This window comes from Streptomyces sp. NBC_00400 (assembly GCF_036048035.1).
GTDB lineage: Bacteria > Actinomycetota > Actinomycetes > Streptomycetales > Streptomycetaceae > Streptomyces.
The window spans coordinates 6,693,572-6,711,673 of record NZ_CP107940.1 but is presented as its reverse complement, the minus strand read 5'-3'; the positions used below and the strand labels follow the sequence as shown (position 1 = coordinate 6,711,673).

Annotated in this window: 14 protein-coding genes; 9 read left to right on the top strand and 5 right to left on the bottom strand. The window is 72.2% G+C overall.

All coding sequences use genetic code 11. The features are described 5' to 3' along the window. The first annotated feature begins 6 nt into the window (after positions 1-6). The gene (hmgA, locus tag OHS81_RS29340; RefSeq protein ID WP_328388150.1) at positions 7-1,356 is read left to right on the top strand and encodes a homogentisate 1,2-dioxygenase; all 1,350 of its coding nucleotides are present in this window, start codon (positions 7-9) and stop codon (positions 1,354-1,356) included. A gap of 16 nt (positions 1,357-1,372) precedes the next feature. Continuing rightward, on the top strand, positions 1,373-2,119 hold the full coding sequence (locus OHS81_RS29335; RefSeq protein WP_328388148.1) for a GntR family transcriptional regulator: 747 nt from the start codon (positions 1,373-1,375) through the stop codon (positions 2,117-2,119). Between the two features lie 543 nt (positions 2,120-2,662). Here the strand turns inward: OHS81_RS29335 and OHS81_RS29330 are convergent. Then, on the bottom strand, positions 2,663-4,054 hold the full coding sequence (locus tag OHS81_RS29330) for an MFS transporter (protein ID WP_328388146.1): 1,392 nt from the start codon (positions 4,052-4,054) through the stop codon (positions 2,663-2,665). A gap of 219 nt (positions 4,055-4,273) precedes the next feature. On the opposite strand from OHS81_RS29330, the gene OHS81_RS29325 reads away from it, so the two are divergent. Then, on the top strand, positions 4,274-5,536 hold the full coding sequence (locus OHS81_RS29325) for a type ISP restriction/modification enzyme (RefSeq protein WP_328388144.1): 1,263 nt from the start codon (positions 4,274-4,276) through the stop codon (positions 5,534-5,536). 323 nt (positions 5,537-5,859) lie between these two features. On the opposite strand, the gene OHS81_RS29320 is transcribed toward OHS81_RS29325, so the two are convergent. The 3 genes from OHS81_RS29320 to OHS81_RS29310 form a co-directional block, all read right to left on the bottom strand. After that, positions 5,860-6,123, bottom strand: coding sequence for a hypothetical protein (locus OHS81_RS29320; RefSeq protein ID WP_328388142.1), 264 nt, complete (start codon positions 6,121-6,123; stop codon positions 5,860-5,862). Positions 6,124-6,394: 271 nt separating this feature from the next. Beyond that, positions 6,395-7,201 carry an SGNH/GDSL hydrolase family protein gene (locus OHS81_RS29315; RefSeq protein WP_328388140.1) on the bottom strand — a complete coding sequence of 269 codons (807 nt, stop codon included), beginning with the start codon at positions 7,199-7,201 and terminating at the stop codon, positions 6,395-6,397. 120 nt (positions 7,202-7,321) lie between these two features. Further along, on the bottom strand, positions 7,322-8,035 hold the full coding sequence (locus tag OHS81_RS29310; protein WP_328388138.1) for a YoaK family protein: 714 nt from the start codon (positions 8,033-8,035) through the stop codon (positions 7,322-7,324). A gap of 260 nt (positions 8,036-8,295) precedes the next feature. On the opposite strand from OHS81_RS29310, the gene OHS81_RS29305 reads away from it, so the two are divergent. The 6 genes from OHS81_RS29305 (at position 8,296) to OHS81_RS29280 (ending at position 16,563) form a co-directional block, all read left to right on the top strand. Further along, positions 8,296-8,721, top strand: coding sequence for a hypothetical protein (locus tag OHS81_RS29305; RefSeq protein ID WP_328388136.1), 426 nt, complete (start codon positions 8,296-8,298; stop codon positions 8,719-8,721). A gap of 1 nt (position 8,722) precedes the next feature. Continuing rightward, positions 8,723-9,817 (top strand): GNAT family N-acetyltransferase, encoded by a 1,095-nt coding sequence (locus OHS81_RS29300; RefSeq protein WP_328388134.1) that lies wholly within the window; start codon positions 8,723-8,725, stop codon positions 9,815-9,817. 475 nt (positions 9,818-10,292) lie between these two features. After that, positions 10,293-11,108, top strand: coding sequence for a glycosyltransferase family 2 protein (locus OHS81_RS29295; RefSeq protein WP_328388132.1), 816 nt, complete (start codon positions 10,293-10,295; stop codon positions 11,106-11,108). Beyond that, on the top strand, positions 11,105-12,205 hold the full coding sequence (locus OHS81_RS29290) for a glycosyltransferase family 2 protein (RefSeq protein ID WP_328388130.1): 1,101 nt from the start codon (positions 11,105-11,107) through the stop codon (positions 12,203-12,205). Before OHS81_RS29295 ends, OHS81_RS29290 begins: the two co-directional genes overlap by 4 nt. Continuing rightward, positions 12,202-13,005: a polysaccharide deacetylase family protein gene (locus tag OHS81_RS29285; RefSeq protein ID WP_328388128.1), complete on the top strand. Its 804-nt coding sequence runs from the start codon at positions 12,202-12,204 to the stop codon at positions 13,003-13,005. Before OHS81_RS29290 ends, OHS81_RS29285 begins: the two co-directional genes overlap by 4 nt. Positions 13,006-13,050: 45 nt before the next feature. Next, the gene (locus tag OHS81_RS29280) at positions 13,051-16,563 is read left to right on the top strand and encodes a lipopolysaccharide biosynthesis protein (RefSeq protein WP_328388126.1); all 3,513 of its coding nucleotides are present in this window, start codon (positions 13,051-13,053) and stop codon (positions 16,561-16,563) included. Positions 16,564-16,657: 94 nt separating this feature from the next. Here OHS81_RS29280 and OHS81_RS29275 read toward each other — a convergent pair whose 3' ends face one another. Next, the gene (locus OHS81_RS29275) at positions 16,658-18,004 is read right to left on the bottom strand and encodes a xylan 1,4-beta-xylosidase (RefSeq protein WP_328388124.1); all 1,347 of its coding nucleotides are present in this window, start codon (positions 18,002-18,004) and stop codon (positions 16,658-16,660) included. Positions 18,005-18,102 lie beyond the last annotated feature (98 nt).

Genomic DNA, 18,102 nt, shown 5'->3' with positions numbered 1-18,102 from the left:
CACGCGATGGCAGGCACGGGCAACGAGCAGGCGAGGAAAACGGCCGAAGGGCTGGCGTACAGCACCGGCTTCGGCAACGAGCACAGCTCGGAGGCCGTCCCCGGCGCGCTGCCGGTGGGCCGCAACTCCCCCCAGCGCGCACCACTCGGCCTGTATGCCGAGCAGCTCAGCGGGTCCGCTTTCACCGAACCGCGCGGCCACAACCACCGCTCCTGGCTCTACCGCATCCGCCCGTCGGCCGCCCATCCGCCGTTCGTCCGCGCCGGGCAGCGCGCCGTCCGCTCGGCGCCGTTCACCGACTGCACCCCCGACCCCAACCGGCTGCGCTGGAACCCCCTGCCCGAACCCGCCGGCCCGGCCGACTTCCTGGACGGGCTGTGGACGCTGGGCGGCAACGGCGACGCCACCCAGCGCACCGGCATGGCCGTCCACCTCTATTGCGCCAACACCTCCATGGAGCGGCGGGTGTTCGGCAACGCGGACGGCGAGCTGCTGATCGTGCCGGAACGCGGCGGGCTGCTGCTGCGCACCGAACTCGGCCTGCTGCACGCCGAACCGGGCGAGGTGGCGTTGATCCCGCGCGGCATCCGCTTCCGCGTCGAGCTGCTGGACACCGCACCCGACGGCGGGCAGAGCCCGGCCGCCCGCGGCTATGTCTGCGAGAATTACGGCCGCCCCTTCCAGCTCCCCGACCTGGGCCCGATCGGCGCCAACGGCCTGGCCAACGCCCGGGACTTCCGCGCACCGGTCGCCGCCTACGAGGACGTCGAGGGCCCCGTCGAGGTCGTGAACAAGTTCTGCGGCCACCTCTGGACGGCCACCTACGACCATTCGCCGCTGGATGTCGTCGCCTGGCACGGCAACCACGTCCCCTACGTCTATGACCTGCGCCGCTTCAATGTCATCGGCTCGATCAGCTACGACCACCCCGACCCGTCGATCTTCACCGTGCTCACCGCCCCCTCCGACACCCCGGGGCTGGCCGGTGTCGACTTCGTGGCCTTCGCGCCGCGCTGGCTGGTCGGCGAGGACACTTTCCGGCCGCCGTACTTCCACCGCAATGTGATGACCGAGTACATGGGGCTGATCGAGGGCGCCTACGACGCCAAGGCGGAGGGCTTCGTGCCGGGCGGCGGCTCACTGCACAACATGATGTCGGCGCACGGGCCCGACCGGGAGACCTTCGACCGGGCGAGCGCCGCCGAGCTGCGGCCGCAGAAGATCGACGACGGACTGGCCTTCATGTTCGAGACCCGCTGGCCGCTGACGCTGACCGAGCAGGCCCGGGACGCCGGCCATCTGCAGCGCGGCTACGACGACGTATGGCAGGGTCTGCAACGTCATTTCCGCCTGTGACACCGGGGAACGCCTCGTGACCACCTTCGCTCCCGACTCGCTCGCCCTGAACCGCAAGCTGCCGCTGTGGTACCAGGTCTCGCAGTCGTTGCGCGCCTCCATACTCGGCCGCTCACCCGAGGCACCGCTGCGGCTGCCCACCGAGGACGCACTCGCCGCGCACTACGGCGTGAGCGTGCTGACCATGCGCCAGGCCCTCAAGGAACTGGAGGCGGAGGGCCTGATCAGCCGCCACCGGCGCCGTGGCACCTTCATCGAGCCGGGCGCCCGGCGCGGTGCGCCGGTGCGGCTGCTGGGCTCGGTGGACACGATCGTCGCCCAGCAGTCCGGGATGAGCACCGAACTGCTGGAGCACGGCCCCACCGCCGTACCGTCCGAACTGTCCGAGTACTTCCCGGACATGACGGAGGTGACAGGATTCCGCCGGCTGCGCAGCGACGAGGAGACCGGCGAGCCGACCAATCACGCACACAACTACGTACGCCCCGAGGTCGCCGAGCTGATCGATCCGGCGGATCTGCTGCGCTGGCCGATGACGAAGGTGCTGCGGGACGGGGTGGGCATACGGATCAGCCGGATCACCGACAGCGTCGAGGCCCGGCTGGCCGACCCGGAAACCGCCCGGCTGCTGCAGGTTCCGCTGCTCAGCCCGATCCTGCACTACACGGGTGTCACCTACGGTGAGGACGGCGGCGTGGTCGATGTCGCCCGGATCCATTACCGGGGCGACCGCTTCTCGTTCACCGTCACGCTTGAGGCGTAGCCTCTGCCCACGTTTTTGCCTGTCCCGCCGTGGGGGTTGCTCGCCGTTGCGCCTGCGGCGGGCGGGTCCGCTGCGCGGGGCTGTGGGTGCGGTGACGGGCCTGCGGGGCCTGGTGTGTGGACTGCTTCGCTTTACGTCCACACACCAGGCCCCTCCGGCCCGTCACCTCCCGTGGGTGAGTAAGTAAATGTGGGTGGGGGCGGGCCGGCATGGCCATTTCCCGTGCCGACGAGGCGCACCGGACCACCCACGTGCACCCCCACCGGCCTTCTCCCACCCTCCAACGGGAGGGGACGGGCCGGAGCGGGTGGGTGTCCGGACGTAAAGCGAAGCAGTCCGGACACCCACCCGCTCCGGCCCGTCACCGCACCCCGACAGCCCCGCGCAGCGGACCCGCCCCGCGCAGCGGACCCGCCCGCCGCCAGGCGCAGGCGCAACGGCGGAAAAGCCCAAAGCGAGGCGGAGGCAAAGCGCAGCGGATCGGCCCGCCGCCAGGCGCAACGGTGAACAACCCCCACGGCGGGGCAGCCAAAAAAGAAGAGCTCAAATCCTTTCAAGGCTCCGCCCCGTACTTCGCGGCCCCAGCAGCGCTACGTCCACGCACAGCAGCAGCATCAGGCCCGCCGACCCGGCGAACACCGCGACCGCCCCGAGGTCGGTCAGCACGCTGAGCGCGACGAACGGCAGCACGACCGAGGTGAGCCGGGACAGCGAGTAAGCGATGCCGATCGCGCTGCTGCGCAGGCCGGTCGGGAAGATCTCGGTCTGGTAGACGTGGAAGGCGTTGGAGAAGACATTGCTGCAGACCGTCAGCAGGAAGCCGAAGGTGACGATGGCCCAGGAGGCGGTGGCGAAACCGAAGGCCAGACCGCAGCCGGCGATACCCAGCGCCGAGGCGATGATCAGCGTCCGGCGTTCGATCCGGTCGATGAGCGGGACGGACAGCGCGGACCCGACCGGATAGCCGCAGAAACTCAGCGCCGCGTACAGCAGCGATGCGGTGACGGTGTGGCCCTTCGCGGTGAGCACCACCGGCGCCAGCGACCCGAAGCCGTAGTAGCCGGCGGTCTGCAGCACCTGGAAGATCCACCACATGACGGTGCGCCGCCGCTGGTCACCCCGGAACATCTCGGCCAGCGGCACCTTCCGCTCCGGTACGGTCTCCGCCTCCGGTACCGACGGCAGGCTGCCGCCGCTCTCCCGGGCCACCCGCTCCTCCAGCCCGGCCACGATCCGTTCGGCTTCCTCACCACGTCCCTGCACCACCAACCACCGGGGGGATTCCGGGAGTTGGCGGCGCATCACCTGGAGGAACCCGGCGCCCAGCGCACCGGCGACCAGCAGCCAGCGCCACCCCTCGACGCCCAGCGGCTGATGGGCGGCCACCAGCCGGGCACCCAGCAGCGCGGCGACCGGAACACCGAGGAACCCGAAGGTGTACGCATGGGCGATATAGCGGCCGCGTACCGCCCGGGGCAGGAACTCCGCGAGATAGGTGTCGACCAGCACGAGTTCGGCGCCCAGCCCCAGACCGGCCAGGAAGCGCAGCACGAGGAACCAGGACAGGTCCGGGGCAAAGGCGCACAGCAGCGAGAAGAACGAGTACGCCGCCAGGTTGATCAGGAACATCCGGCGCCGCCCGAAGCGGTCGGCGAGCACCGAGAGCACATTCGCGCCGACGAACATCCCCAGGAAGCCGGTGGCGATCACCCAGGATTTCGCGGTGGGCCCGAGGTGCCACTGTTCGGCGAGGGCCGCGGCCAGCACCCCGCCGAGGAAGATCTCATAGAGGTCGAAGAAGGCCCCGATGCCGACGACGAGGGTGATCCGGCGGTGCCACCGGGACGGCGGCAGCCGGTCCAGCCGTGCGGCGGCCCGGATGCCGGTGGGGGTCCCCCCGCGCCGTTCAGGCGTGGGAGAGGTGGTGTCCGTCATGGCGGTCCTCCCCTGAGCAGGTCCCGGCGCGCAGGACGGAGCCAGGTCCGCACCGCGTGGTCGGGCGTACGGCGAGGACCGTACTCCTCCAAGATCAGCAAGCGGAAGACCGCCTGCCCGGCCGCCCCCGAAGGTGAAGGCGGCCTGCGGATTCGATGCCGGCGCCGGCCCGGTGGATACCATGCCGGGGTCAACCGAACGGTCCGGGAGGGGCTCCGCGTGACGGCGAAGCAGGACGCGCCACGGCTGTCCGATCTCATGCCCTGGTCCGTGGCGCCGCTGCGGCTCGGCCGCTCCTGGGTACTGGCGCCGGATCCGGCCACGCTGCGGGCCCGCTGGGCGGCGCTGGTGGACGCCGAGGACGCAGCGGCCCGCGAGCGGCTGTTCCGGCCGTCCCGGGCCCGGACCCTGCACTCCGCCGTCGGCCAGCTGCCGGGCCAGGCCACGGCGACCGAGCGGCTGTACCGTGCGGGCGGCCCGTGCCCCGAGCCGGTACGGGTGGTGCACGGCCCGTTCGACCAGCAGTGGCTGCTGCCCGATCACCGGCTGATCGACGGCGCGCGGCCGGAGTTGTGGCGGGTGGCGGACGAACGGCAGCTGTTCGTGGTCGAGTGGGGGCAGGTGCCGCAGGTGCCCGGCCCCGCGGTGGTGTGCTCCGCGCTGCTGCCCGACGGGCGTTCACCGGCGGGCCGCCCCGGACGGATCCGCCCGTTCTACCGGCGGCCCGGCGGACACGAGCCCAATCTCGCCCCGGGCCTGCTCGCCCTCCTCGGCCGGCGCCTGGACCGCCCGGTGGCGCCGACGGACCTGCTGGCCTGGCTCGTCGCGAACGCCCGGCACTCCCCCGAGGGCTGCACGGTGCCGCTCACCGCCGACCCGGAGCTCTGGGACCGCGGCGTCGCACTCGGCGAGCGGCTGCTCTGGCTCGCCACCCGGGGCGCCTACGCACCCGGGGCGGACGGCGGGCGCGGCGGCGAGCGGCCCCGGATGCCGGGCGGCCGGCGCCCGTACGTACGCTCCGCACTCCCCGCCCGCGGGCTGCCGCAGGATGTCGGCTACGACCCGGCGGAGGAGGCGCTGCTGCTCGGCGGCGGCCGGATCTCACCGGTGCCGCCGGGCGCCTGGGACTTCCACGCGGGCGGCGCACGTGTCCTGGAGGCGTGGCTGGCCGAGCGCACCGGCACGGCCGCGGCGGGCACGGACGCGCCCGAGGCCGGTTCGCTGGCGGCGCTGCGCCCCGCCGACTGGCGACAGGAGTGGACCTCGGAGGTGCTGGAGCTGATCACCGTACTGGCGCTGCTGTCCGAACTGCAGCCGCAGTGCGAGGAGTTGCGGCGGTACACGGAGGACGGCGGTCCGCAGCTGACGGCCGGCGAACTGCGGGCAGCCGGTATCCTCCCGGCGCCGGTCTCCGCACACCGCCCGGCCTCGGTGCTCGACCACCACGAGGAGGGCCCGGAAGGGCAGTTCGCGCTGCTGTGAGCCCCGAAGGGGCGCGGCGCGGCGCTTCCGGAGGAAGCCGCCGGCCCGGCCCGGGTCTTGCGGAGGCACCCGGACGAACCCGGCCCCGGAGGGCACACAAAACCACCCGTTGCCGGGCAACGGGTGGTGGGGAATGCTGCGCCGGCCGGGTGGGGGACGGGGCCGGAGCAATCGAGCGGGTGCCTCACGGCATCTTCGGGACAGGGATTCCCGCCCCGGCGAGCACACCGACGAGCTGCCGGCGCCCTGGGCCTGCCGAGCGATCGGACCGCGGTGCCGCGCCGGGACGGTGTGATCGCCCGAGATGCCGCTTCAGCAGCGGATCAGCCGTGACCCCCGAACAGCGAGCGCCGCAGCCTGCGCAGCGGCGCGAACAACGACACCCTGGCGCCGCGGCTGTTCCTCACACGCGAGCGATCGCGCGCGGTGAGCTCCTGCATCAGCGAAGTCGCGCCCTCCACCTCGCGCTGCGGGATGGCGGGACCACCCAGCACCGCGAAATGGCGGTCGAGACGCGCACTGGACGCACCGCTCCCGCAATTGATGGCAGGGACTCGCGCCCTGCTACGCACTGTTATCTGTTCCATGACTCTCCCCACCCTACGAGGGCACCCGGCCCGGGCAGGGTAACCCTATCTCTCTCGGAGGACACGCGTGCAGACCGGTCAACGGATTCACCTGCCTCGCCTTGACGTTGACAAACACCATACGGAATGTCACGTACACCGCATGGGCCAGGGCGAGTTGAGCGTCATCGGGCTGCCGCGGGGGCCGCACGGGGCGCCTGACGGGCCGTCGGCGCGCACGGGGAGAGACCGGGATCTCACTGCCTCTCCCCGGCGGCCGGCGAGCGGATGATTACGCAGCGGAGGCGAACACCGGCAGATAGCCGCCGGACTGCCCGGTGACGGTGGGGTGGTAGGACTCCAGAACGGGGAGGGTCACGCTGTGCAGCCAGGCGCTGCCGGAGCACAGCTCATGGCCGGAAAAGGTGGCGTTGACATCGGCGAAGGTGAAGCCGTGGTCGGCGGCCCGCTTGGCGGTGACGCCGTTGATGTCGTCGGCGGCCGCGTTGATCGCGGCACGGGACCTCTCGGAGAGGCCGGCGATGCAGCTCCCGCGGAGCTTGTAGAAGCGGGGGTAGCCCACCACCACCACATGCGCGGCCGGAGCCTTCTGGGAGATGGCGTTGTACACCCCGTCGAGCTGAGCGGGCAGGCTGGTGTCGATGTAGGCCCTGGCCTGCGCCACGCGGGCCAGACAGGCGCTCTCGCCCTGGAGCGCACAGGCCGTCATGGTGTCGGCGAAACCTGCATCGTTGCCGCCGATGGTGATGCTGACCAGGCCGGTGGAGCTGTTGAGCGGGGCGAGCTGACCGCTGAGAACGTCACCCGTTCGGGCGCCGGAACAGGCGGTGAAGTGGAAGGAGGAGGGGGAGTGGGCGGCGGCCCACAGGGCCGGGTAGGCCTTGGTGCTGCGCTTGCAGGAGCCGCTGGCACTGTCGTAGCTGCCGGCTCCCACACCGGAGGAGTAGGAGTCGCCGAGGGCCACATAGCCCGTGGCGGTGGGGAGTTGTGCCGATACGGCGGCGCTCGCGCCGGTGAGCGCGAGCGCCATGGTGACGAAGAAGGCGGATGCCAAGGCCGCACATCGGGACAGTCTCATGGAACCTCCCTTAGCAGGGTCTCTGCCACTTTTGTGGTAGCAAAACTCGCGGGTAGCCGGAAGTGTCCATGCCAAAAGTCATCGACAGTTCACGGCAAATATCCCGATACGACGGAATGTTCACCCTTCCTCGGTGGGTCCCAGGCGGCCGGCGAGGCCGGGAACGAGGAAGGCGGTGGCCGCGATGACGAGGGCCACCAGCAGGATCACCAGCGTCGGACGCGTCCCCAGACCGAGCAGTCCGGCGCCGAGCAGACCCCCGGCGAACATCGCGGAGACCGAGACCAGCCGGCGGCCCGCCACGTGACTGCCGTACCCCAGGCGCTTGTCGTGCCCCAGCGGTGACCCGCTGACCAGGGCCGTCATCGCCCGGGTCTCCACCGTCGTCGTGAAGTCGGGGGCGGCGGTCCGTATGGCGGTGACATTGCGCATGCCCATCGCCACCGCCATCAGCCCGACGACCACCAGGCGCCGGCCCTGCGGCAGGCCACGGACCGGCCCCCACTCCCATGCGGCCACCGCGGCCCCGGCCAGCAGCGTCGCCTCCGTGGCCAGCGCGACCGGGAACCACTGGCGCCGCCGCACGGCCAGCGCCGATTCCCACCGCGCCCCGAGCGCCGCGCCCAGGGCGAAGGCGCCGAGCGACACCACCGTCGCCAGGACCGGCAATCCGCCCTGACCGGCGATACCGAACCCGAGGAAGAGCAGATTGCCGGTCTGGGTGGCGGTGAAGACCTGACCGAGCGACAGAAAGCTGACGGCGTCGAGCACTCCGGTGGCCACGGTCAGACACACCATGATCACCGTCAGGGCGATTCCGCTCGGCGGCTCCACGGGCACGGCTCCTTCCGGCGGTCACCTCACCTCGCGGCACGTCCCCCCAGTCTCCGGACGGCCGGCCCACGCTGCCGCCATTGCGCCGTCCGAGGGCGGCCCGGCGCTGCGGCCCGGCGCTGCGGCCCGGCGCTGCGGCCCGGCGCTTCCGCCCCGCACGGTTGCGTAGGTTTCCGGCCTTCGTCATGTCTTGACGGTGCTCCGGGCGTTGCGCGACATTGAGGCCCGGCATCCGGCGCTTATGGGGGGCAAAGCTGCCAATGCACACCGAGACCATCGCTCAGCACGGCCCGCACGACCTGCCACCACCCGGGAAGCGCCCGGCGAGCGCCACCGCGTCGCTGGTCGCGGGAGTGGCGGTCGGCATCGGCATCATGGGCGCCGTCCTCGCGCTCGCCGATATCGGCTCACCCCTCCGCGCGCCGTTCACTCTCTTCTTCCTTCTGATGGCACCCGCCGGCGCGCTCGCCGTGGCGCTGGGCCGGATGGATCCGCTCGGCCGCGCGGTCGCTGCCGGGGCCGGGGCACTGGCCATCGATCTGCTGGTGGCGCAGACCATGCTCGCGCTGCATCTGTGGTCCCTGCGCGGCGGCGTGCTCGCGGTGGCGGGGCTCAGCGGCGCCCTGCTGCTGGCCGGCGCGGTACGGCGGCGCACGGGCCGGGCCCCTGGAAGCCGGGCAGGCTGAGATGGACGTGGCGGTGTACCGCCCCGGCGAACTGACCGGGGCCGACCGGAGTGCCTGGACCGCCCTGCAGTCCCGGGCACGGTCCCTGGGGACGCCGCAGCTGGCGAACCCCTTCCTCTCCCCCGAGTTCACGCTGGCCGTCGGCCACTGCCGGAGCGGCGTACGGATCGCGGTGCTCCGCGAGCACGGCGAGCCGGCCGCGTTCCTGCCCTTCCAGCGCTCGGCGCTCGGGACCGGGCGGGCGGTCGGCCTGGGCGTCTCCGATGCCCAGGGGCTGGTGCACCGGCCCGGGTTCCGCTGGGACGCCCGGGAGCTGCTGCGGGCCTGCGGGCTGTCGGTGCTGGAGTTCGATCATCTGGTGGACGGCCAGAAGCCCTTCGAGGCGGCCTCGTTCAGTGGTCATGCCTCACCCGTCATCGATGTGGACCAGGGCTTCGAGGCCTATCTGGCGGGGCTGCGGGCCCGGTCGCCGAAGTTCGCCCGGACCACGCTCGCCAAGGAACGCAAGCTCGGCCGGGACATCGGGCCGCTGCGCTATGTCCACGACGAGCGCGACCCGGCGGCGCTGCGGACGCTCATGCAGTGGAAGTCGGCGCAGTACCGCAGGACGGGGCGCAGCGACCGCTTCGCGCACCCCTGGATCGTCCGGCTCGTGCAGCACCTGTTCCATACCCGCAGCGCTTCCTTCGCGGGGCTGCTGTCGGTGCTGTACGCGGGCGAGCGGCCGGTCGCGGCGCACTTCGGGCTGCGTTCGGAGTCCGTCCTCGCCTGCTGGTTCCCGGCCTACGACCCCCGGTTCGCGAAGTTCTCCCCCGGGCTGGTGCTGCATCTGCGGATGGCGCAGGCGGCGGCCGCGGAATCCCTCGGGTATCTCGACCTGGGGCGTGGTGCGAAGGACTACAAGGACTCCCTCAAGACCCGTGAACTCCTGGTGTCCGAGGGGTGGGTGATGCGGCGGCATCCGGTGGCGCTGGGGCACCGGGCGCGGCGCGCGCCGGTGCGTGCGCTGCGTCATGCGGTGCTGGCCAGGCCGGAGCTGTTCGCGCCCGCCGACCGCCTGCTCAAACGGGTGGGCCGGATCCGGTCGCATCGGTGACGCATAACCCGGCAGCGGCGGTCCGTGCCGGGGTTTTGCGGAGTTCCGGAGGGCGCAACGGGGCGTGCGCCGGTGCATCAATACGGGCGTGCCCCCGAGTGCACCGGCCAGTTGCCGCAAAGGGTATTTGACGTGGAAGGGCGTGCCCTACAGTCCCTGACATCAATACCGACGCACATCCACCCGCACCGGACGATCATCGCAAGACGGCTCTGGGGAGAGCCCGCGCGACACGATGCAGCGACCGGTGCGGTGCGCGGTGGGGGGGTCCCGTGCGCACGGTCTTCGCTTGCCGATCACAGCTTGCCGAGGGCCGGAGCACGAGCCGCGCAGCCGGAATCACGCGTGTCTGCTCGCCCTGTCCGCACGGTGAACCCTGCCGTGCGACCGGGGTGTGAACCCCCCTTTCGACCCGGATAACCACACGGACCGCCCGGGGGTGGGCGGTCCACCGGACGAGAGGGCAAGAAACCCGATGAGCTCGTTCCTTCGCCCGGCCGATGCGGAAGAACCGCCGCTGACGCTGCTGCCGGACCAGGCCGTCTACCGTCCCGTTTCCTCGCATCTGGCCATTGCTCCACCGGTCAGTGTCGTCATCCCGGCGATGAATGAAGCGGAAAACCTCCCGTATGTCTTCAAGACCCTGCCGGACTGGATCCATGAGGTGATCCTGGTCGACGGGAACTCCACCGACGACACGGTCCGGGTCGCCCGTGACCTGTGGCCGGACGTCACGGTCGTACCGCAGCGCGGCAAGGGCAAGGGCGACGCGCTGATCAGCGGTTTCGCGGCCTGCACCGGCGAGATCATCGTGATGATCGACGCGGACGGGTCGGCCGACGGCGGCGAGATCGTCAGCTATGTCTCGGCACTGGTCTCCGGGGCCGACTTCGCCAAGGGCTCGCGGTTCGCCAACGGCGGCGGCACGGACGACATGACGCCCGTCCGCAAGCTCGGCAACCGCGTACTGACCGCCGTGGTCAACACCAAGTTCGGCGCCCGCTACACCGATCTCTGCTACGGATACAACGCCTTCTGGCGGCACTGCCTGGACGAAATAGCCCTGGACTGTGCCGGGTTCGAGGTCGAGACGCTGATGAACATCCGGGTGGTCAAGGCCGGGCTGCGGGTGCAGGAGATCCCCAGCCACGAGTACAACCGCATCCACGGCGTCAGCAATCTGCGGGCGGTGCGGGACGGGCTGCGGGTGCTGAAGGTGATCCTGCGCGAGCGGGGCTCCAGAAGGAACCGGCCGGCCCGGCCCGCGCTGATCACCGGGAACGCCCGATGAGCGCGGCGAGTCCGGCGGCCGGCCCGGCACCACGGATCTCCGTCGTCATCTGCGTCCACACCGAGGACCGGTGGGACGACATCCTCGCCGCGGTGGCGTCGGTGGACGGACAGTCCCATCCCGCCCATGAACTGCTGGTGGTGGTGGACCATCACCCCGCGCTGCTGGCCCGGCTCAGGGAGCACTTCGAGGGCGCTCACGCGGGCGCACCCGCTTCCCGTGCGCCCGCAACTCCCGTGCGGATCATGGCCAATTCAGGCCCCCAGGGACTGTCCGCAGGGCGTAACACCGGCGTTGCCGTGGCCGGCGGCGAGATCGTCGCCTTCCTGGACGACGATGCGGTGGCCGAGCGGGACTGGCTGTGCCACTTCGCCGCGGCCTACGCCGACCCGGCGGTGATGGCGGTCGGCGGGCGCACCGAGCCGGTCTGGGCGTCCGGCCGCCGGCCGGCGTGGTTCCCCGAGGAGTTCGACTGGGTGGTGGGCTGTACGTACCGGGGTCTGCCGCCGGGCAGGGTGCGGGTGCGCAACGTCCTGGGCGGCAATGCCTCCTTCCGCAGGGTGGCGTTCGATCTCGTCGGCGGATTCGCCGTCGGGATCGGCCGGGACGCCGGGCGGCGCCCGCTGGGCTGCGAGGAGACCGAGCTGTGCATCCGGATCAGCCGCTCGCTGCCGGACGCCGTGCTGCTGATCGACGACCGGTCGGTCATCCACCACCGGGTCCCGGCCGCACGGGAGCGGTTCGGCTACTTCCGCAGCCGGGCGTACGCCGAAGGCCTGTCCAAGGCGCTGGTGACCCGCAGTGTCGGCGCACGGGACGGGCTGTCGGCCGAGCGGCGCTATACGACCCGGGTGCTGCCCGTGGGCGTGCTGCGCGGGGTGCGCGACGCGCTGCTGCGCCGGCCGGGCGGCGCCGGGCGGGCGGGCGCGATCGTGGCCGGCGTGACCGCCGCCGCAGCCGGTTATGCGTGGGGCACCGCACGGGCACGGCGGGCACGGCGGGCACGGGCAAATTCCTCTGAACGAGGGGGAGTTGACCGTCCGGCGGACGGTACGGCCGCAGGGGCGGCACCGGAGCGCGAGGGGGCGGCGGTATGAGCGAACGGCCGCCTGTGGTGCCGATATTGATGTACCACGCGGTGACCGCGGCTCCGGCACCCGCCGTGCGGGAGCTGTCCGTGCCGCCCGAGGCCTTCGCCGCGCAGCTCGCGGTGCTGGCCGACGCCGGTTTCACCCCGCTGACCACCGCCGCGCTCGCGGCGGCCTGGCGGGGCGGCGGTCCGCTGCCGGCCAAGCCGGTGCTGATCACCTTCGACGACGGCTACGAAGGCGTGTACCGGCACGCACTGCCCGCCCTCGCCCGGCACGGCTTCCCGGCCACCCTCTTCGTCTCGACCGGCTGGCTGCCCGGCCCGTACGACACCGGTGGCGCCCTGGACACCATGCTCGGCTGGGACCAGGTGCGGAAGCTGGCCGCGGCGGGTGTGGAGATCGGCGGGCACAGCCACAGCCATCCGCAGCTGGACGGCCTCGGTGACGCGCGGCTGCGGCACGAGGTGCTGCGGTGCAGGGAGATCATCGCCGAGCAGATCGGCACACCGCCGGAATCCTTTGCCTACCCCTACGGTCACTCCAGCCGGCGGGTGCGGCGGACGGTGCGCGCTCTGGGGTTCTCGCAGGCGCTCGCGGTGGGCAATGCGCTCGCGGCCCGCCGTCAAGGGCCGTACGCCCTGGCCCGGCTGACGGTGCGGCGCCGTACGGGCACCGAGGAGTTCGCCCGGATCATCGAGGGCCGCGGGCTGGTCCGCGCCTTCGCCCGGGACCGGGTGCTCACCAAGGGGTACGCGGTGGTCCGCAGAGCGCGGCAGGCGGTCCGGCTGTGCACGCCGGGCGGCTGAGCGCGCCGCGGCACGCCCGCGGCGGAGGAAGGGGCAACCAAGCCGGTGTCTGACACCACCACCAAGACCGAGGAGCACACGGAACCGGAGCCCCGGGGAGGCGGTGGCCGCGCGCGCCGGCTCCCCGGGCGGGGCGGCGGGAGTCCGCTGCTCCGCAACGCCTATGCGCTGATGCTCAACACCGGCGTCTCCGGGCTGCTCGGCCTGGGGTTCTGGCTGGTCGCGGCCCGCTACTACACGGAATCCGCGGTCGGCCAGGGCTCGGCGGCGATCGCCGCGATGAAGCTGCTGGCCGGGCTGACGGCGGTGACCCTGACCGGCGCGCTGGCCCGCTTCATCCCGGTCGCCGGGCGGGGCACCGGCCGGCTGGTACTGCGGACCTACGCGGGCAGTTCGGCCGTGGTGGCCGCCGCAGCGGCCGTCTTCCTGCTCACCCTCGGCCTCTGGGGGCCCTCGTACCGCTTTCTGCACGGCCCGCTGAACGGCCTCGGCTTCCTGCTGGCCGTGGTCGCCTGGTCGTTGCTCACCCTGCAGGACGGGGTGCTGACCGGACTGCGCAGTGCCCTGTGGGTGCCGGTGGGCAACCTCTCCTTCTCCGCGGTGAAGCTCGGGCTGCTGGTGGTCTTCGCCGCGGCGCTGCCCACCGCCGGGGTCTTCGCCTCCTGGGCCGCGGCGATCGCGGTATCGGTGATTCCGCTGGGCTGGCTGGTGTTCCGGCGGCTGGTGCCCCGGCACGTACGGGCCACGCACCGCACCGCACGGCCGCCGTCGCTCCGGGTGATGGGCCGCTTCCTGGCCGGCGACTCCACCGGGTCGCTGTTCTCGCTCGCCGTGGTCTATCTCGTGCCGGTCCTGGTGGCCTCGCAGGTCAGCGCGGCGGACAATGCGTACTTCTACCTCACCACCACCATCGGGGGCACGGTCAATCTGCTCGCCCTCAACATGGGCGTCTCGCTGACCGTCGAGGGGGCGCACGATCCTGCGCAGCTGGCCCACCACACCCGCGCCGCGCTGCGGCGGATGGCCCGCATCATGCTCCCGGTCTGTGCCGCCCTGTTCCTCGGCGCCCCCCATATTCTGGGGATCTTCGGCCCGGGGTACGCACAGGCGGCGACGCCGCTGCTGCGCTGGTTCGCGGTGGGGGCGGTACTGCGGGTCGTGATGGAGGTCCATTTCGCGGTACTGCGTGCCCAGAGCCGTACGTCCGGACTGGTCGCGCTGCAGGGCCTGTTGTGTGTGCTGGTGCTCGGGCTGACACTGGTGCTGCTGCCGCGGATGGGGCTGACCGGCGCCGGTGTCGCCGAGATCTCCAGCCTGGCGGTGATCGTCGCGATCGCCGGTGTCCGGCTGAGCCGGGTACTGCGCGGGACGGTGCCCGCGCCGGCCCCCCGCGCACCGGCGGGCGGACCCGCCCCCGACGGGGCTCCGGCGGGCCTGTCCGTCCACGGGGAGCTGGGGGATGCGGTGGAAGGGGACCAGGCGCAAGGCCAGCCGGCGGTCACCACCCTGCCCCGCTCGCAGCCCGGGGGCGGGCCGCCGGGCCGCCGCGCGCTCCTCGTACGCCTCCGAAGCCGCCCCGACCTCGCCGTCTGGGCGCTGCTGGCCACCGCGCTCGCGCTGTTCTGGCTGCCGCTGCGCCAGATGGGCGACGCCGCGCTGGACCGGATGAACGGGCTCGGGCTGATCTCGGTGCTGCCCGTGGCGACGCTCGCCGGGACCGTCTTGCTGGTGGCGGCCTTCGGCGCGGCGCTGTCGCTCTCCCGGCCACGGCGGGCGCTGCTCGCCGCGGTGCTGCTGCTGACGGTGGTGGCGCTGCATGCGCTGCCGGCCGTACTGGAGACCGAGCCGCGCTTTCCGACGGCCTGGCAGCATCTGGGGTTCCTGGACTACCTCGGCAGAACCGGCTCCGCGGTACCGGACCTGGACGCCCGCTGGAGCTGGCCCGGCTTCTTCGCCGCGGTCCAGTTCGTCGCCGGGGCCTGCGGGGTCACGGACTTCACCGAAGTGCTGCGCTGGTGGCCGCTGACCGTAGAGCTCCTCTACCTGGCGCCGCTCTTCCTCCTCCTGCGGGCGGTACGGGCGAGCTGGCGGGCGAAGTGGTGCGCCCTGTGGCTGTTCGCGCTGTGCGGCTGGGTCGGCCAGGACTACTTCTCCCCTCAGGGGTTCACCTACCTCCTCTACCTGGCCTTTGTGGCGATCCTGTTGGTGTGGTTCCGCGACCCCCGGCCGACGTGGGGTATCCGGCGGCCGGGCGAGGCGGAGGTGCGGCCGGCCGGCCGCGGTCAGCTGGTGACGCTGCTCGGTGTGCTGACCGCCCTGTTCACGGCGTCGGTGGCGGGCCATCAGCTCACCCCGTTCGTGATGCTCGGTGTGCTGACCTTCCTGGTGCTCGTCCGCCGCTCCAGCCTCCACGGCCTGCCGCTGCTGTGCGGCGTCCTGGTCCTGGCCTGGATCGGGTTCCTGGCCGAGCCCTACTGGTCGGGCCACTTCGACGAGCTGTTCGGCGGGCTCGGCGGCATCGGCGGCAATGTCGCCTCGTCCGTCACGGACCGGATCGGCGGCGGCGGCGACCCCACCCACAAGCTGGTGCTCTACACCCGGGTGGCGCTGGCGGGCGGGGTCCTCACGCTGGCCTGCTGGGGAGTGCTGCGGCGGCGGAGGGCCGGCTTCACCGAACGCGCGCTGCCGGTGCTGGCCTTCGTGCCCTTCCTGGCGTTCGGGATGCAGTCCTACGGCGGTGAAATGGCGCTGCGGGTCTTTCTGTTCGCACTGCCCGGCGCCGCGGTGCTGGCCGCGCTGGCGCTGTTCCCGCGCGAGGGCGGCACCCGGCGCGGTCTCGGTCCGCTCGCCGCGCTGCTGACGGGCCTGCTGCTGGCCGTCGGCTTCCTCGTCGCCCGCTGGGGCAACGAGCCGTTCGAGCGGATCCGGCCGGGCGAGGTCGCGGCGATGGACTACGTCTATGCGCACGACCGGCCGACCGCGCGGCTGCTGTGGCTGAGCAGTGATCCGGTCAACAGCGTCACCCCGGCGATGCCCTGGGGCGCCAAGGACATGGAGCGGGTGCAGTACGAACCGGTCCTGGCACCCCGTGATCCGGACCGGGTGAGCCCGGTCGTGACCGCCCTGCGGGAGGCGGGGCCGCAGTCGTACCTCATCGTGGGCCATGGCCAGTCGGAGTCGCTGCGACTGGATTCCGGATACCGCAAGGACTGGGAGGCCCGGCTGCGCGCCACCCTGGACCGGCGCCCCGAGCTGCGGCGGGTGCTGGCCAACCGGCATGCGGCGGTGTACGAGCTGACGCGGCGCCCGGCGGGCAAGGTCCCGCCGCCCCGGCCCGGCAGGGCCGGTCCGCAGGTGACCTGGACGCCGTGGTCGGTGCTCGGTGCGCTGGCGGCGCTCGCGCTGATCGTGGTGCTGGCGGCCCGCGAGGTGCTGCGGGTCGCGGTGGCCCCCGGCGTGCGCCAACTGCACTGGATCCAGGGGCTGTTCTGGTTCTCACTGCCGCTGCTGGCGGTGTTTCTGGCGTCGCTGGTGCAGCGGTTCCTGACGATGTCGTGAGGGGTGGCGCGAGCGCGCCGGGAGCCGTCCCGGAACGCGGCGCCCGCAGGTCAGGAGCCGTCCGGGAACGCAGCACGCGCGGGTCAGGTGCGGGTCAGGTGCGGTCGATCCACCGCACCTGGTATCCGTCGAGCGTGACGTCCTTGCCGTCCACTCTCGCCACGGCGCGGCGGTCCCTGGTGTTGACCAGCAGCGCCGTCCGGTCATCGGCCAGCCCCCGGACCGTCGTCCCGCCGGTGTCGAGGTCCTGCGGCCGATCCCCCGGCAAAAAGGCGCGGGAGAAGTGGGACAGCAGGTCCATCATGGGCAGCCCCGTTCCCCCGTCGTCCCGTTCCGTGCTGGTCCACAGGCATCCGGGGCAGTGCGCTCCCCGGGTCTCCGGGTTCCAGTAGAACCCGCTGCCGGCGCCGCCGGCCGCCATCTCGATCAGCGCGGTGGCCTGTACGGCGGTGCGGCGGCGCTCGCTCCAGCCGGCCCGGTCGTCGTGGGCGTCCGGGACCTCGACGTACCACTCCGCCCACCACAGCGGCAGCCCGCTCTCCTTGCGCAGCCACCGCCCCACGTCGGCGAATTTCCGGGTGGCGGCGAACGCATCCGGGACGTACCGGTTGTCCTTGCTGTAGCTGGAGCCGTCGACGACCAGGAAATCCGCGCCGGCCTTGTGCCGGTTCCAGTAGGCGAAGGCGTCGAGAGCGCGCCGGTCGATGCTGCCCCAGGGGCCCTTGAGGCCGGAGGCGTAGGTGTCGTCGCCCGGGGCATAACTGTCCATCACGAGATAGGGGCCGCCCACCTGATTGGCGCTGTTCACCTTCTTCACCGCGCGGTAGACCAGGTTGTACAGGCGGGTATACCCCTCGTAATTCCAGCGGCCCTTGGCGTCGTCGAAGAATCCCTTGAATTCGTTCCAGACGACGAAGTGCCGTACGTCCGGATAGCGCTGGGCCACCTTTCCGGCCAGCGCGGCGAAGTCCGCGTAATGCGCCGGTCCTGGCGCCTTTTCCAGGGTGCTCCAGTCGGTGTGCCCTGCCGGGCCGCCCTTCATCCAGTCCGGTGCGCAGCACAGGGTCAGCACGGGGGTGCCGCCGGTCTGCCGGATCAGCGCGAGCCGGCGGTCCAGGCCGGCGAAGTCATAGCGGCCCGGACTCGGTTCGGGGTTGTCCGCGCCCCAGCCCATCAGGTGCTGGTTCTGCGGCATCGGGTGGGCGGACAGCAGCCGCGCGGCCCGTGCGGTGGCCGCATCGGTGCCGTCGTCCGCGCTGAACTGGGTGTGGGTGAACCCCCAGCCCACCGCGGGGCCGGCGACGCGCGGGCGCGCGGGCCGCTTCGCATCCCCGCCCTCGTCGCCCGGAAGGGAGCAGAGGGCCAGCAGTATCGCCAGCACCGCCACCCCGGCCGCGATCGCAGCCCCCCGGCCCTGACGTTCCCCACCATGGCGTCGCACAATGGGCAGATTAGCCAGCGAACCACCCACTACGCCCGAGTTTCTGGGTAACAGTTCTGTTCTGGTGCAGGGAAAACGCCGGGATAATCCGTGTACGT

What these genes read in the sequence shown, in the direction of transcription:
- hmgA (WP_328388150.1), top strand. Translation starts at nt 7, where the DNA reads ATGGCAGGCACGGGCAACGAGCAGGCGAGGAAAACGGCCGAAGGGCTG.
- OHS81_RS29330 (WP_328388146.1), bottom strand. Translation starts at nt 4,054, where the DNA reads ATGACGGACACCACCTCTCCCACGCCTGAACGGCGCGGGGGGACCCCC.
- OHS81_RS29320 (WP_328388142.1), bottom strand. Translation starts at nt 6,123, where the DNA reads ATGGAACAGATAACAGTGCGTAGCAGGGCGCGAGTCCCTGCCATCAAT.
- OHS81_RS29315 (WP_328388140.1), bottom strand. Translation starts at nt 7,201, where the DNA reads ATGAGACTGTCCCGATGTGCGGCCTTGGCATCCGCCTTCTTCGTCACC.
- OHS81_RS29305 (WP_328388136.1), top strand. Translation starts at nt 8,296, where the DNA reads ATGCACACCGAGACCATCGCTCAGCACGGCCCGCACGACCTGCCACCA.
- OHS81_RS29300 (WP_328388134.1), top strand. Translation starts at nt 8,723, where the DNA reads ATGGACGTGGCGGTGTACCGCCCCGGCGAACTGACCGGGGCCGACCGG.
- OHS81_RS29295 (WP_328388132.1), top strand. Translation starts at nt 10,293, where the DNA reads ATGAGCTCGTTCCTTCGCCCGGCCGATGCGGAAGAACCGCCGCTGACG.
- OHS81_RS29290 (WP_328388130.1), top strand. Translation starts at nt 11,105, where the DNA reads ATGAGCGCGGCGAGTCCGGCGGCCGGCCCGGCACCACGGATCTCCGTC.
- OHS81_RS29285 (WP_328388128.1), top strand. Translation starts at nt 12,202, where the DNA reads ATGAGCGAACGGCCGCCTGTGGTGCCGATATTGATGTACCACGCGGTG.